This is a genomic window from Pararhizobium polonicum, from assembly GCF_001687365.1.
Taxonomy (GTDB): domain Bacteria; phylum Pseudomonadota; class Alphaproteobacteria; order Rhizobiales; family Rhizobiaceae; genus Pararhizobium; species Pararhizobium polonicum.
The window spans coordinates 53202-67937 of sequence record NZ_CM004503.1 but is presented as its reverse complement, the minus strand read 5'-3'; the positions used below and the strand labels follow the sequence as shown (position 1 = coordinate 67937).

Genomic DNA, 14736 nt, shown 5'->3' with positions numbered 1-14736 from the left:
GGAGCATAGGTTGGAATCGACCATCGTCATGATCAACCTGTTTGGGGCCGTGGCATTGCTGCTGTTCGGCCTGGCTCAGGTGAAGGATGGGGCATCGCGCGCGCTTGGCTCAAAGCTAAGAACCAGTCTCGCTACCGGGACGAAAAGCAGCGTCCGATCGTTCCTGACGGGTTTCGTTGCGACCGTTGCGCTTCAGAGTTCCACAGCGACCGCGCTTATGGTTTCGTCGTTCGTTGAGCGGGAATTGATAAAGCCACGCATGGCGCAGGTCGTGCTGCTTGGGGCTAATGTCGGTACGGCTGTCACAGCCTGGATCGTTGCGACCGGCATTGAGTGGATTTCGCCGTTTCTATTGGTTGTGGGCATCGTTCTTTACCGAGGCGGCTCAACCTCCCGCCAAGGCGCCGGCACGGCAATGATAGGTATCGCGCTGATGCTGCTCTCGCTGCATCTCCTCAGCGCAGCGACCGAACCCTTACGCCATTCTCAGGCGCTTGGAGCCTTCATCGGGCTGCTCGACGACGCGTGGCCTGTCGCGATGATCTTAGCCGCAGTGATCGCATTTGTGTCATCCTCAAGCCTTGCCGCGGTCGTCCTCATTCTGTCATTGGCTACGACCGGCCTTCTGTCTGGTGGCCTTGTTGTCGCTCTGGTTCTGGGGGCCAATCTGGGAGGCGCGATCCCGCCAGTGATTGCTGCTCTGTCGGGGCCGGCAGCCTCCAGACGCGTCACGTTGGGCAATCTCATCGTTCGGGCGATAGGCTGCGTGCTCACTCTGCCTGCGGCCGGCATTTTGGCCGACTGGCTTTCGATGTTGCCCCTCCCCTACGCCAAGCTACCAGTCGATGCGCATCTGGCCTTCAACATCGCTCTGGCGCTTCTGGCCTGGCCATTTTCCAAACTCCTCGCGCGCTGGATGACCATCCTGATTCCCGAGGAGGCCCAGACGGAGAACACACCCAAATTTCTGGATTCGGATGAACTTTCGACGCCGATCGTGGCCCTCACCAGCGCTTCACGCGAGGTGCTTGGTGTCGGAGATCTGATCGAACGAATGCTCCTGAAAGTGTCGGACGCCTTCGAGCGGAACAATGCCGCAAGGCTCAGGGATATCTCGCCGCTTGAACGTCAGGTCGACCGGCTGCAGCAAGAGGTCAAAGTCTATCTCTCGAAACTCGGGCGAGCCGGACTGTCTGAAGATGAGGGTCGCCGTTCCATCGTCATCATCGACTATGCCATCAACCTCGAGCATATCGGTGACATTATCGAAAAGGGCCTTTTACCGGAGGTCACCAAGAAGATCGGTCAGGGCCTCAAATTCTCCGATGACGGTTTTGCCGAGCTTCAGCAGCTTTTCCAGCTGACCATCGACAATCTCAGGATCGCCCAGACGATTCTCATCACCCGTGACGTCAACCTCGCAAAACAACTTATGGAGCGAAAGATCGAGGTGCGCCACATGGAGAAACGGTCTTCGGAGCGACACCTCGAACGATTGCGTGACGGACGGACCGAAAGCCTGCAGACCAGCTCCCTTCATCTCGACATCCTGCGTGATCTCAAACGCATCAACGCCCATATCGTTTCCGTTGCGCATCCGATCATGGACGAACAGGGTCTGCTTGGAGAAAGTCGTCTCATCACCGGCAGTTCAACTGAAAGACCCCAATGACCCATGCGCCCTCCTCAGTGGAGGGCGCCAGACGAAGAGCACCGTATGAAAAACAGTGTACAACTTATCACCTACGTCGACCGGTTAAGCGGAGGTGGTTTCCCCGAGTTGAGAGCTTTGCTCGACGGGAGGCTACAAGGCCTGTTCGGCGGCGTCCATGCCTTGCCTTTCTTCAACCCGATCGACGGCGCTGATGCCGGGTTCGATCCCACCGATCACACGATTGTCGATCCTCGCCTCGGTAACTGGGATGACGTTCGCGGCCTAGCCGCTTCCGTGGAGATCATGGCCGATCTCATCGTCAACCACGTCTCGGCGCAATCGAGCTGGTTCCAGGACTTCATCACAAAGGGACCTGAATCAGAATTTGCAGACATGTTCATGACATTCGGCAAGGTCTTTCCCCGTGGTGCCAGCGAACAGGACCTCCTGAATATCTATCGGCCGCGCCCTGGCCTGCCGTTTTCAAAGGCCACGCTTGCAGATGGCCGCCAGCGGATGCTGTGGACCACATTCACCCCCCAACAGATCGACATTGATGTCCACAGTGCCCATGGCGCCTTATACTTGGAGACCATCCTCGATCGCTTTGCTGAAGCCAACGTAACGGCAATCCGCCTCGATGCCGCCGGCTACGCGATCAAGAAGGCCGGAACCAGTTGCTTCATGATTGATGAGACCTATGCCTTCCTTGCCAAGCTCGCCGAAAAGGCACGGGATCGCGGGATGGAGGTTCTTGTCGAAATTCACAGCTACTATCGTGACCAGATCGAAATCGCCAGGAAGGTTGACCGTGTCTACGATTTCGCGCTGCCGCCACTGATATTGCATTCATTGTTCACAGGTGATGCGACAGCGCTGGCGCGTTGGCTGCAGATCAGTCCCCGCAACGCAATCACAGTTCTTGACACTCACGACGGGATCGGCGTCATCGATGTGGGCGCGCACAGTGATGGCCGACCCGGGCTTTTAGACCCGCAGGCAATCGACCATCTGGTCGAGGAAATTCATAGGCGCTCCGAGGGGCAGAGCCGTTTGGCAACAGGCGCTGCAGCTTCTAACCTGGATCTCTATCAGGTGAATTGCACCTATTACGACGCCCTCGGCCGCAACGACGACGACTACCTCATCGCCCGCGCAATCCAGTTTTTCACACCCGGTATCCCGCAAGTCTATTACGTCGGTTTCTTGGGGGGGCTTAACGACATGGAATTGCTGAGAAAGACCGGTGTCGGGCGTGACATCAATCGGCGCTTTCTTGAAGACCGGGAAATTGATCTCGCTCTTGAATCGCCGCTCGTCAAACGACTGTCGGACTTGATCCGCTTCCGTAACACCCATCCGGCCTTCAATGGATCATTCGAGGTAGCAACGGATGACACCGGAAGCCTTGTTTTAAGCTGGAATCTCGACGCCGAGTTTGCTCAACTAGTAGTTTCGTTCTCCCAAGGCAAGGCAACGATCACGGCTTCAGGCTGCTACGATTTCACATTCTCAGGAGAGGCCGCATGAGCAACCTGGTGAGACCGGGAAGCCACATCCCATCTGAAGTTCAGCCATCGATGTCCTCGATATGCTGTCGGACGAACAGCGACGACGAGGATACTGGCAACGCCTAGAAGGAGATAGAGAATGCAGCATTGGCTGGACAAGCTGACCGATCTTACCGCAATTGAGGGCGATGAGTGCATCCTCAAAACAGGGCTGGCGGACGTCGCCGACCATTTCGGCTTCACCGGCTATGCTTATCTCCACATCCAGCACAAGCACATCATCGCCGTGACCAACTATCATCACGATTGGCGGTCGCTCTACTTCGACAAGAAATTCGACGCTCTCGACCCGGTCGTCAAACGCGCAAGATCCAGGAAGCACGTCTTCGCCTGGTCTGGCGAGCAGGAGCGCCCGAGACTATCGACAGAAGAGCGTGCCTTCTATGCACAAGCGGCCGATTTTGGCATCCGCTCCGGTATCACCATCCCCATCAGGACCGCCAACGGTTCGATGTCGATGTTCACGCTGGCGTCGGAGAGGCCGGCAATCCCGCTTGATCGGGAGATCGATGCGGTTGCAGCAGCGGCGGCCGTCGGGCAGCTCCATGCCCGCATCTCCTTCCTTCGCACCTCGCCCACCGCGGAAGATGCCGCGTGGCTCGATCCAAAAGAGGCGACTTATCTGAGATGGATCGCCGTCGGTAAGACGATGGAGGAGATCGCGGACGTGGAGGGGGTCAAGTACAACAGTGTCCGCGTCAAGCTTCGCGAGGCAATGAAGCGCTTCGACGTCCGCAGCAAAGCTCATCTCACCGCGCTCGCGATCAGAAGGAAACTGATCTGATCGGAATACGATTTTGACCGCCGCACACTCGGGATCCCGGAGGAATGAAATTGGCAGATGGATTGCATTGCACATTGTACAGTTATTCGCCGGCAACCGCTCAGCGCAAGCAGCGCTGGCATGAAGACGGGGGTCAACGGCATTTCTATGGAACTGCAGAGGCTGCCCGCCAGGCGGTTCTCTACCTCAAGCGCGAAGTGAAGAGAGATCCTGAGCACGTGTGGGAGCCTATGCATCTTGAGAAACTAGAAATTGCCGTGCCTTCGACGGACGTTCTCGTTGTCTTGCTGAACCAGGGTGTCTCGTCGCTCGTCAAAAGCTGCGACATCATCGAGACCATCGACAACGTCGACTAATATGAGAACGCACAAACGACATGGTCGAGGAGCAAACGGCGGCGAGCCATAGTCTTGCATGCGAAGCTACGGCGCTGCTCGAATTGCCGGAGCAATTCAGGTTCGATGATGTGAAGCTGGCGCCAACCTCCAGCAACTGCGTTCACCATTGCCCAGCCGACGGGACTGCCTGGCGAGGGCCCCACGTGCTCCCGCTTCCCGCAACCCAGGGCTCAGCGCTCGGACCGGCAAAGGCCAACTGAGAGGCGCTTTAGTCCCGGTCCCCATGCCCGCTCAATCAAGTGTGATATGTCCCGGCCGACCAGAGCTCCTGAACTGCAGTCCCGCACTCGGGCACGATGCGACGGCCCGAAGGCTATGGGCCGTCTAAACGGCGTTCTTGTAGCAATTCAGTTCACGAGGACCTTGGGAATGAAACCAAGAATGCTGATCAGCGTATTCACGGCGCTCATCTGCGCATGCATCTCAATGCTCGCTTCTATGTAACGGATATGCTGAGGGCCGCCGGCTTCTTTTCCGGTTTTGTAGGTCTCTGGCAGACCCTGGAACAGTTCATCAGCTTTTTCCACCAACTGCCGGTGTGTCCGGATAGCATCGATCGTGATTGCTTCCAGGTCCGCTGGAGGTAGTCCACGCGTCAGCCCAACCAATGGGCGAAGCTCGACCTTCTTCGTCAATGTTGCATCTTCCGATTCCATTCCTGACCTAACCCTGGTTTTGTCTGCGGTGCGCCCCCGCTGACGTTGAACCCTTTGAACCCAAGCCGGGGGTTAGAATCCGAGATGAATCGGCCCTGAGACCTTTAGCACCGAGGCGCCTGGACATGCGTCACAGGCCCCCGGCCACAAGGTCAGAGGGTTCCTGGCACCGTTTCGGTCAGCGCCAACCGTTCATCTGCGGATTCTAAGCCGCAACACAGCGCGTACTGCGTCATTCCCCTTATAAGAGCCATTCCAAAGAGATGCCAGCGCCGAACGACAGAACGACGGTGCAAATCTTCACATGCCTGCGGCGACGGAAGGCACGAAATACCCTAATGCCTGCAGTTTTGAAGAAGAAATCATAGCCGCCTTGCGACCGAAGATAGAATGCATTCTTGAGGATGGCGACACGTGGTTGTTTTCCGCCATGCTCTCGTTAAGGAGCGATTCGCCTGGCGCGCGCACCGAACAATTTTTTCCTCCTGACCCGCGTTCATCCACGCAGAAGCGAGGAGCTTGTTCCTCACTTCTCGCGCGCGCCGATGCCAGAAAGGTCGATCCGAATACCGGCCTTGTTCGGGTCGACCCGCTCCGCCCCAAGTGCTGGAGCGACGTTGCCGGCCTTCATCTTGTAACTGCCGACTTCGGACGTTTCCGATTCCATCGTTGGTTCCGGCTCTGGCAGCTTCACGTCGCCCGGATCTGCTGCCCGGAACACGGCTGTCCCTTCGAAATACCCGGTCTGCCAGGCAATGATCGCATCGTCGAACACCTGCGGCAGAACGTCCTTGTCGGTCGGATTGCCGTACCATTTGGTAACGATGCGATAGACCTTGGCGAACAGCGCCGTGCCCATCCGGATGTTCTCGCAAGCATCCACCATGTCGGATTTCAGCTGGCCGGCTTCCACGACACCGAGCCCGGCCGGATATTGCGTGACGCCGACGCGCACGACGTTTCGGCCGACATGCTGGCCGATGAGGTTCATTGCCTCGTCCGCCGTCGCGGGCTTCGGGACGAGCACGACACGATTGCCCGAGCGGACCGTAACAGCCAGCGGATCCTGCGACCCTGCCCGCTCGATGAACTGTTCGACGACCGCCGGCTTCAGCCCGGGATCGCTGCATTCCTTGATGAGTGCGGCATCGACCATGGCGACTATATCCCTATATATTGAACGCTGTGACGACGGGCAGTCCGAACAGGTTTGCCCAGGCGATGACACTCGCCTTCTGAATGGCGACGATCGATGTGCCGTCCGTCCACCAGCCGTTGCCAGTGGCGACGATTGCGATCGGGGAATGCAGCATCGACTGCAGGACCGGCCAGAGGATGAGCTGCTCGTAGCAGATCAGCGGCGCAATCCTGTTTCCATCGATCTCGACGGCAGGATTGTCGAACAAATGCGCGCGAGCTCCACCGTCCCGCCCGGCCCACGTCCGCCACGGCTGCCACATCGAAACCGGAACCGGCATGCGCTCGCGATAGAGGACGCGGTCTCCACCAGCCGAGATCGCCACCATGACATTGTCGTAGCCACCGGCATTGATGACGGCTGCGCCTGCGATCACGATGAGGTCCGATCCTCGCAAGCCTTCCTGCCAGAGGCGCGCAACGGTCGGCGTCCAGAAGCCGAGTGCGCTTTCGGGGAGGACGACGAAGCGGGTCTTCTCCCCCGCAGCCGCGCGCACCGTTGCGATCAGGTCACGGTGATGGTCGAGCGAACCGTCTCGCCCAAGTTTCTGACCCTGTTCGAGGTCGACGCCCTTCCATCCTTCCGGTAGATTCGGTGATGTCCACGTGGCAGTGGACCAGAGCCAGAATCCTCCCAGGACCATGGCGGCAGCCGGCCAATATCGCGATGTCATCATCGCGAGGCCGGCTGTCATCGCGCCAAGCCCCCACCATCCCCATCCCGGAAAGAGCACACCCGTAGCGGTGAGCGGATGCGCCCAGCCGGTTATGCCGAGGGGCGGCATTCCCATGAGCATCGCCGCCGCCAGATAGCGTGGCGCCATTGCCATTCCCGTTCGACCTTCTCCCCGAGACTTCCCTTCCGTTTGCCCTTTCCAGAGCGTTGCATGCACGCCGGCGAAGGAGAGCGAAGCAGCTGCCCAGAGCAGAAGCCCAGGCCAGAGATCGGCGGCATAGAAGTTGGCGACGCCCTGCGGCAGCCCACGCGAGGCAGCCAGAAAATATCCGGCCGACACGAGTACCGCCGTCAGCCGCGACGGCGACATTGCCCATAGCGCCGGAAACAACACAGCGACCGGAAGGGTCAGCACATGACCGCTCCAGGCGGTCCAGCCGCAAGCGCCGGACGTGGCGATCAGCAGGAAGGATCGCGGCCATTTACGGTTTGAAAGTGAGGACCGGCTGCGCCAGGCCGAGAAGGCCCGTGTCGGGAACCGGCCCAAAATACCGAGAGTCATAGGAGCTCGCAAAGGATGAGTGAAGAAACAGATTTCTCAGTGGCACGATGCCGGTTTTGAACGGTGTGATCGGCCTGCCCTCCCCATCGCTCGTTCGAACGATCGATGAAGGAAGAGGCCTTCCGTCGACCGTGACATTCGCGCCGATTTCGACGTGCTGTCCGGGAAGTGCAGCCACTGTCTTGATCAGAGGCGCAAAGCCACGGGGGCAGAGGCCACGCCTGACATAGCCGCGGCGCCGTGCCTCCTCGAATGACGCGGTCACCGGTGGGCAGATGAACACGAGATCGCCGGCCTCGACCGGGCGCTGGAGAGCCACGATACGCCAGAGCCCAAGCGGCTCACTCGGCGTCAGATTCACTCGATAGCCGCCCATATAGGCGATAGCCGCCAGACCGGCGATCACTCCGCCCGCGCCGGCCAGGAACAGGAATATTCCGCGCTGCGTCATTGCTTCATCACCGGAGACTGGCGCTGGGACAGACGCAGCTCCTCTGCCTGCTTCAGCGTCTGTGTGGTGCGTTCGTGAGCAGCAAGCTGCTGCGTTGTCCGCATCACCGGCCAAGCTTCCTTCAGCTGTTCCTTTTGCGCCGGCTGCATCCCGTTGGAGAGTTTGTCGAAGAGCGTGCCGGACGGTTGACGCGCAGCATTGGTGAGCAGCGTGCGTTCGCCAAAGCGTTCGGTGACGGCCTTGTTGAAGCCGTCAATCTCCAGCTTGGTTTCGCGATTGCTCAGCGCATATCCAAGAGCTGCCGGCAAATCGTTCCGGTCGATCGCGTCGCGCACACGCTCAAGCACGACGCACGCTGCGGGTGACAGCGCCGGAATGTCGATCGAGACACGCTGGCGCAGGGCTTGTTCTTCAGTCTCCATGCGTTGCGTCGCGGTCTCGCGCATCCTAAGATATTGCGCGAGGTCGCGCGTCAGGGCAGGCACATTGAGCTCGGCGACACGTCGTGCCTCGCGCTCCGTCTTGCTGGCCAGAATTCCGGTCTTGCCCTTCAGCGCCCCGATCGATGCCGGCTCGGCTTCCAGCTTCCCCAGGGCCTGACGAGCGCTGTCCTTGTCGGCCAGTACGGCGTCGAAGTTCATCGCCCGGAATGCAGTTTCGGGATCGGCGAAGACGTAAGCGAAGCGAGCCGAGACCTCCTCCCATTGCTGCTTCAGGGCAGGATCGGCGCCGAGCCTGTCACTAAGCGTATCGGCAACAGAACCGGAGAATGTCTTGATGCCTGCAACCATGGGCGCGGCCTCCTTCATCGTTTGGGTTTTTAAGGGGTGGTGCAGACCGAGACGCTCTGCAAAGACGGCGAGGCGCTGGCCAAGCTCGACCAATTTCATTTTCTGGCGCAGCGTCCAGTCGAGCCGATCGCGGACAAGTGTGCGGGCCACCTGGACGATGTTGAGGCCGCGACCTTCCGCAAACCGCAGCGCCTCGCGGTAAAGCTTTCCGCGCTCGTAATCGAGCGTGGTCTCCTTGGCATTCTTTCGGGAGAGTACCTTGGCCAGCCCGCCGTTGAAGGCGAACGACCGGCGTCCGTAGTAAAGCTGCACATCCTCGCGATGGCGGGTCATCGCCACATAGGTCAGATGCCGGTCGAGGGAGAGGCTTGCCAACACCTTCACGCGGTCGACGGTAGCGCCTTGCGATTTATGGATCGTCGTGGCGTAACCATGATCGAGATTGCTATAGAAGCGTTGCTCGACGATGACCTGCCGGCGCTTATCACCCTCTCCGACGACAGCAACGATCCTGTTCGGTGCGGCCTCAACGACATGAGCGATCATGCCGTTCTTGACGCCGAGCGAGGTCTCGTTCTTCAGGAAGACGATCTGGTCGCCCGCGTCGAACTGGCGAATGCCGTCAGCCGTTTTGAAGACATGGCCCTCACCGACGACGCCGCGTTCGACGAGTTTTTCCCGGGCCATAACGTTGAGCATGCGCACGTCGCGGCGCAGATGCGCGAGGATCAGCGTTGTCTTCGTCTGATCGTAATCGTGGTTCCAATCACCGATCAGCCGCTCGACCGCCTCGGCCTTGAGGCGCGTTCCCGTGATCCTGACATTGGCATCATAGGCGGTCAGCGCCTTTTCCACGTTGCCTCGGGCCAGATCGAGTGACGCCTTGCGCATCCAGTCCTCGCGCTGGCGATAGATCGTCTCCAGTTCGGCATAACCGATCCGGTCGACGATAGCGCGGAAGGCGGCACCCGCCTCGATCGGCTGGAGCTGTTCGGGGTCGCCGACCAGAACGATCTTCGCCCCGGCTCTGACCGCTGTATCGACAAACCTGGCCATCTGTTTCGAGGCGACCATGCCAGCCTCGTCCATAACGAAGACGGTTTTGCGGTCCAGAACATCCCGGCCCCGATTCCAGCGCAGTTCCCATGACGCGAGCGTCCGGCTGTGGATCCCCGCTTCCTTTTCCAACCCCTCCGCCGCCTTGCCGGCCAGCGCGCCACCGACGACACGATATCCGGCCAGTTCCCAGGCTTCACGGGCCGCTTTCATCATCGTGGTCTTGCCCGCACCAGCACGTCCAACCACCGCGGCGATCCGGGTGGGACCGGCGATGCGCTCGATCGCGGTTTTCTGCTCTTCCGAGAGCCGCGCATGCCGCTGGAACGTTGTATCCAGCACGCTCGCGGAGACCGCATGCGTTTCCTTGCCAGACAGCCAGGTCGTCTGCCGCACCATCGTCGCCTCGAGGCGGATCATCGCTCGTGTCGAATAGCGGGCCGGCACCTTCTGCCCGGTGGAAAAATCGATCGTGTCGCGCTGCAGCCGGAGAACCTCGGGGTTCAGGATGATGCGTAACATCAGTTGCTGGAAAAGCGCGGGATCGTCGACATAGCGGTGCAGCACTTTCGCGACATCGCGTTCATCGAAGACGCTCTTTTCCCGCGTGATCAGGTCGAGCACGATCTCTGGACGACGAAGAATGCGCCGGGCGTTCTCGCTGCGCCGGTCCTCATTCAATTCGATCCGCTCAAGCTCGGGCCGGATGCCTTGCTCCTTCGCCTTACGCTCGATCGCCTTGGCGCCAACGCCGAGATGGATAGTTGGTTCGAGGTCGATGCCCTGCTTCTCGTAGGAGCGGCCATCAATGCGAAGATCGATCCCGCCGAGCGCCAGATGATGATTGAGCCGTTCGAACCATCCATCGCGCAGGACATTGAAATCATCAGTTGACCCGGCCCAGAGTTCGTAGAGGATTTTCCCGGATTTCGTGCGAACCGGCTGGCCATCCTCACCGATAACCGCCACCTTCTTGGTCCCGAACCCATCCCCCGTCAGCGGACGCAATGTGGTCATCAGGTGGATGTGCGGATTGCCGGGATTGTCATGGTAAACCCAGTCGGCGACCATGCCTTTTGCAAGGATATGTTTCTCGACGAAGTCCCGCACCAGCGCAATGTTCTGTTCGGCCGGCAGCTCCAGCGGAAGTGCGATTGTCAGATCCCGGGCAAGCTGTGCGTCGGCACGCTTCTCGAACGCCTCGACCTTGTTCCAGAAGGCTTCCGAGGCTCCGGCAACAGAACGGTCTGCAATCATCGCGCGGACCCATTTCGGGGCATCGGCCGGGAGCATGAATTCCTCATGCACCAGTCCCTGTTTGCGGGTGTAGTCGATGGTGCGGGCCTCGCGCTCGTATTCCATCTTCGCGCAGTGCCGGTAGGCCGCCGACAGCACCACGCTGCGGCCTCCGCCGCGGCTGACGATGCTGGCTGAGAAGTGGGCGATGGCCACGGCGCAGGAAACTCCAGGTTCGAACATCGTTCGTCGGGAGTGGCGGCACAGCCCGGCCCCGCCAGCGCTGTAAGCAAGCACGTCGCATCAGCGACGTATAATTGCGCCCTTGGAACCGCTCCTTCGGAACGGCCGGGATCATCCACCAAAGCGTGCGATCTGCCGATGTGCAGATCTGCACATTCCCTTTCGTGACATCCGGAGGAATTCTGGCGTCGCAAGTGCAACGCCAGAATCTCAAGGAGAACCAACCGGAATGAAAAAACCGTCATCGAAGATCAGGGAAGAAATCGCCAGATTGCAGGACCAGCTGAAACAGGCCGAAACACGCGAGGCCGAGCGCATCGGGCGGATTGCGCTAAAGGCTGGGCTTGGGGAAATCGACATCGAGGAGGGCGACCTTCAGGCCGCCTTCGAGGAAGTCGCCAAACGGTTTCGTGGCGGCAAGGGCTCGGCGACCGGAAAGAGACAAGCCGGAGATAGCCGGACCGGTACCGAGCCGTCCGCGGCGCTCGCGTCTGGCGCGGATGAAGGCGGGTCTGGCGAGGCTTGAACGGATGGCAAAGTCGATGACGTCAGACGCACGCAAGAAGGACACCCGCGAAAAAATCGAGCTCGGCGGGCTGATCGTCAAGGCAGGACTGCGTTACGAAAAGCGGGCGCTGCTGCTCGGGCTGTTGGTCGACGGCGGCCGCCGGCTCAAGGGCGACGAAGAAGAGCGGTCACGCTTGACCGCCATCGGCGCGGAGGCGTTCGGCCATGACGATGAATAGGCTTTTGCTGTTGATCCTGCCGGCAATCATAATGCTCGCGGCGATGTTCGCGACATCCGGGATGGAGCAGCGACTGGCGGCATTCGGAACGTCCCCGCAGGCGAAGCTGATGCTGGGACGTGCCGGGCTCGCGCTCCCCTACATCGCTGCGGTGGCGATCGGCATAATTGGCCTCTTCGCCGCGAACGGATCGGCCAACATCAAGGCCGCCGGTCTGAGCGTGCTGGCCGGAAGCGGCGTGGTCATTACCATCGCAACACTGCGCGAAGTAATCCGCCTGAATAGCATCGCAAGCAGCGTGCCGGCCGAACAATCGGTTCTGGCCTATGCTGATCCGGTGACGATGATCGGCGCAAGCATTGCCTTCATCAGCGGAATGTTCGCGCTGCGTGTCGCGATCAAGGGCAATGCCGCGTTCGCAACAACAGCGCCCAAACGGATCGGCGGCAAGCGGGCTGTGCATGGCGAGGCCGACTGGATGAAGATCCAGGAGGCGGCAAAACTGTTTCCCGAACGAGGCGGCATCATCATCGGCGAGCGCTATCGGGTTGATCGCGACAGTGTTGCCGCCATGCCGTTTCGCGCTGACGATCGACAAAGCTGGGGCGCTGGCGGCAAGTCGCCGCTCCTGTGCTTCGACGGTTCCTTCGGATCGTCGCATGGCATCGTCTTCGCCGGCTCCGGCGGTTTCAAGACGACATCGGTGACGATCCCGACCGCGCTCAAATGGGGCGGCGGGCTTGTCGTTCTGGACCCGTCAAGCGAGGTCGCGCCGATGGTCTGCGAGCACCGGCGTCAGGCCGGCCGCAAGGTGATCGTGCTCGATCCGACAGCCGGCGGTGTCGGCTTCAATGCCCTCGACTGGATCGGCCGTCATGGCAATACCAAGGAAGAGGATATCGTCGCCGTCGCCACATGGATCATGACCGACAATCCCCGAACGGCATCCGCCCGCGACGACTTCTTCCGCGCTTCCGCCATGCAGCTGCTGACCGCCCTGATCGCCGACGTCTGCCTGTCAGGGCACACGGAAGCGGAAGACCAGACGCTGCGCCGTGTTCGCGCCAACCTGTCCGAACCGGAACCCAAGCTGCGCGCGCGTCTGACGAAGATCTACGAAGGGTCTGAATCCGACTTCGTGAAGGAGAATGTGTCAGTCTTCGTCAACATGACGCCGGAGACGTTTTCCGGTGTTTATGCCAATGCGGTGAAGGAAACCCATTGGCTGTCCTATCCCAACTATGCCGGACTTGTATCGGGCGACAGCTTTTCGACCGACGATCTCGCCGACGGCGGAACGGACATCTTCATCGCGCTCGACCTGAAGGTGCTGGAAGCCCATCCCGGCCTCGCGCGTGTCGTCATCGGCTCGCTGCTCAACGCGATCTATAACCGCAACGGCAACGTGAAGGGTCGCACCCTCTTCCTGCTCGACGAGGTAGCGCGTCTCGGCTACCTGCGCATCCTCGAAACCGCTCGCGACGCAGGCCGCAAATACGGCATCATGCTGACGATGATCTTCCAGTCGCTCGGCCAGATGCGTGAGGCCTATGGCGGGCGTGATGCGACCAGCAAATGGTTCGAATCCGCATCGTGGATTTCGTTTGCGGCAATTAACGATCCCGATACCGCCGACTATATCTCGAAGCGCTGTGGAGACACCACCGTCGAGGTCGACCAGACCAACCGTTCAACCGGAATGAAGGGATCTTCGCGATCGAGATCGAAGCAGCTCAGTCGCCGGCCGCTGATCCTGCCGCATGAAGTTCTGCGCATGCGCAGCGACGAGCAGATCGTCTTCACCTCGGGCAATCCGCCGCTCCGGTGCGGCCGGGCCATCTGGTTCCGCCGTGATGACATGAAAGCCTGTGTCGGCGAGAACAGGTTCCATCGAACCGGAACCGGAACCGATACGCACACCGAACATGCGCCGCCATGGCAGAAGGAAGGGACGCGCCCATGAGGCATTGGAGAAAAACCTGGTACTCGCTGATCGGCCCGCTGATGATCTGGGTCGCGTTCATTATCGTCACGCCGTTTTTCGGTGTGGCAGCGATCGCCTCTCTTGGCGTGCTCCCGCTGCTTGGCGAAACGGCCCTGAAAACAATCGGCATGTTCTGTGTCCTGATCCTTGCGGTGCTCGTGGTTGGCGGTGTGTTGTGCTTCGAGCGCACCGGCGGGCTGGATCGGACGGTCGCGGTCACCTCTGCTCCTGCAGAGGACACGCTTTCAGCCTCGTTCTCGATCTGTGGTGAAGACCGCCGCATGAATTGCGTCGTCGACGGCGACACCTTCTGGTTCAAGGGAGAGAAAATTCGGATCGCCGATATCGACACACCCGAACTCAGCCCGCCCCGTTGCACGGCAGAACGGGTCAAGGGCGAGGCGGCCAAAGCACGTATTCTGGTGCTCCTAAACGCTGGCCCATTCTCGATGAGCACGGGATTGCGCGACGAAGACAGGTATGGTCGCAAGCTCAGGACTGTCAGCCGTGAAGGGCAATCGCTTGGCGAGATTCTCGTGGGAGAAGGCCTTGCGCGTCGATGGGACGGTGCGCGTCGAAGCTGGTGCGATAGCTGACCGCAAATCAGGCCGTTCCAGTTGTATCATCCGCCGGCATGGCCGGCCATGCGAGATGGATCGTAACCGGGACCGGCCGAAACCGCATGGCGGGTTCGGTGCGCTTGCGCATAGAGCCGTGCGGTGAAGCCGCCT

The 14736-nt window shown here is 60.2% G+C and carries 13 protein-coding genes and 1 pseudogene; 9 read left to right on the top strand and 5 right to left on the bottom strand.

The features are described 5' to 3' along the window. The first annotated feature begins 10 nt into the window (after nt 1-10). From ADU59_RS01155 to ADU59_RS31420, 5 genes and pseudogenes are all read left to right on the top strand, one after another. Entirely contained in the window at nt 11-1672 is a 1662-nt protein-coding gene (locus ADU59_RS01155) for a Na/Pi cotransporter family protein (RefSeq protein ID WP_068950880.1), read from the top strand. 45 nt (nt 1673-1717) lie between these two features. Continuing rightward, nucleotides 1718-3184 carry a sucrose phosphorylase gene (gene gtfA, locus ADU59_RS01150; protein ID WP_068950878.1) on the top strand — a complete coding sequence of 489 codons (1467 nt, stop codon included), beginning with the start codon at nt 1718-1720 and terminating at the stop codon, nt 3182-3184. Between the two features lie 120 nt (nt 3185-3304). After that, on the top strand, nt 3305-4009 hold the full coding sequence (gene traR / locus ADU59_RS01145) for an autoinducer-binding transcriptional regulator TraR (RefSeq protein WP_068950876.1): 705 nt from the start codon (nt 3305-3307) through the stop codon (nt 4007-4009). Between the two features lie 44 nt (nt 4010-4053). Then, a complete protein-coding gene (locus tag ADU59_RS29460; protein WP_060716481.1) occupies nt 4054-4365 on the top strand; it encodes a hypothetical protein in 312 nt (103 codons plus the stop codon). 20 nt (nt 4366-4385) lie between these two features. Beyond that, nucleotides 4386-4607: pseudogene (locus tag ADU59_RS31420) on the top strand (methyl-accepting chemotaxis protein); the annotation flags it as partial. A 147-nt stretch (nt 4608-4754) separates the two neighbouring features. Here the strand turns inward: ADU59_RS31420 and ADU59_RS01135 are convergent. The 5 genes from ADU59_RS01135 to traA all read right to left on the bottom strand — a co-directional run bounded on the left by ADU59_RS01135 (nt 4755) and on the right by traA (nt 11248). Further along, nucleotides 4755-5063: a transcriptional repressor TraM gene (locus tag ADU59_RS01135; protein WP_068950872.1), complete on the bottom strand. Its 309-nt coding sequence runs from the start codon at nt 5061-5063 to the stop codon at nt 4755-4757. A 526-nt stretch (nt 5064-5589) separates the two neighbouring features. Next, nucleotides 5590-6219 carry a TraH family protein gene (locus tag ADU59_RS01130; protein WP_068950870.1) on the bottom strand — a complete coding sequence of 210 codons (630 nt, stop codon included), beginning with the start codon at nt 6217-6219 and terminating at the stop codon, nt 5590-5592. Between the two features lie 13 nt (nt 6220-6232). Then, entirely contained in the window at nt 6233-7402 is a 1170-nt protein-coding gene (locus ADU59_RS01125; RefSeq protein ID WP_068951004.1) for a conjugal transfer protein TraB, read from the bottom strand. A gap of 16 nt (nt 7403-7418) precedes the next feature. Further along, the gene (gene traF / locus ADU59_RS01120; RefSeq protein ID WP_068950868.1) at nt 7419-7949 is read right to left on the bottom strand and encodes a conjugative transfer signal peptidase TraF; all 531 of its coding nucleotides are present in this window, start codon (nt 7947-7949) and stop codon (nt 7419-7421) included. After that, a complete protein-coding gene (traA, locus tag ADU59_RS01115; RefSeq protein WP_068951002.1) occupies nt 7946-11248 on the bottom strand; it encodes a Ti-type conjugative transfer relaxase TraA in 3303 nt (1100 codons plus the stop codon). The genes traF and traA overlap by 4 nt, the downstream gene beginning before the upstream one ends. Nucleotides 11249-11504: 256 nt before the next feature. On the opposite strand from traA, the gene traC reads away from it, so the two are divergent. The 4 genes from traC (at nt 11505) to ADU59_RS01095 (ending at nt 14601) form a co-directional block, all read left to right on the top strand. Further along, complete coding sequence (gene traC, locus ADU59_RS01110; protein ID WP_068950867.1) at nt 11505-11801, top strand: conjugal transfer protein TraC; 297 nt, start codon at nt 11505-11507, stop codon at nt 11799-11801. A 4-nt stretch (nt 11802-11805) separates the two neighbouring features. Continuing rightward, complete coding sequence (gene traD, locus ADU59_RS01105; RefSeq protein ID WP_035239802.1) at nt 11806-12021, top strand: type IV conjugative transfer system coupling protein TraD; 216 nt, start codon at nt 11806-11808, stop codon at nt 12019-12021. Beyond that, complete coding sequence (gene traG / locus ADU59_RS01100; RefSeq protein WP_068950865.1) at nt 12008-13984, top strand: Ti-type conjugative transfer system protein TraG; 1977 nt, start codon at nt 12008-12010, stop codon at nt 13982-13984. Before traD ends, traG begins: the two co-directional genes overlap by 14 nt. Before the next feature lie 149 nt (nt 13985-14133). Further along, nucleotides 14134-14601: a thermonuclease family protein gene (locus ADU59_RS01095; protein WP_099050724.1), complete on the top strand. Its 468-nt coding sequence runs from the start codon at nt 14134-14136 to the stop codon at nt 14599-14601. Nucleotides 14602-14736: the final 135 nt, after the last annotated feature.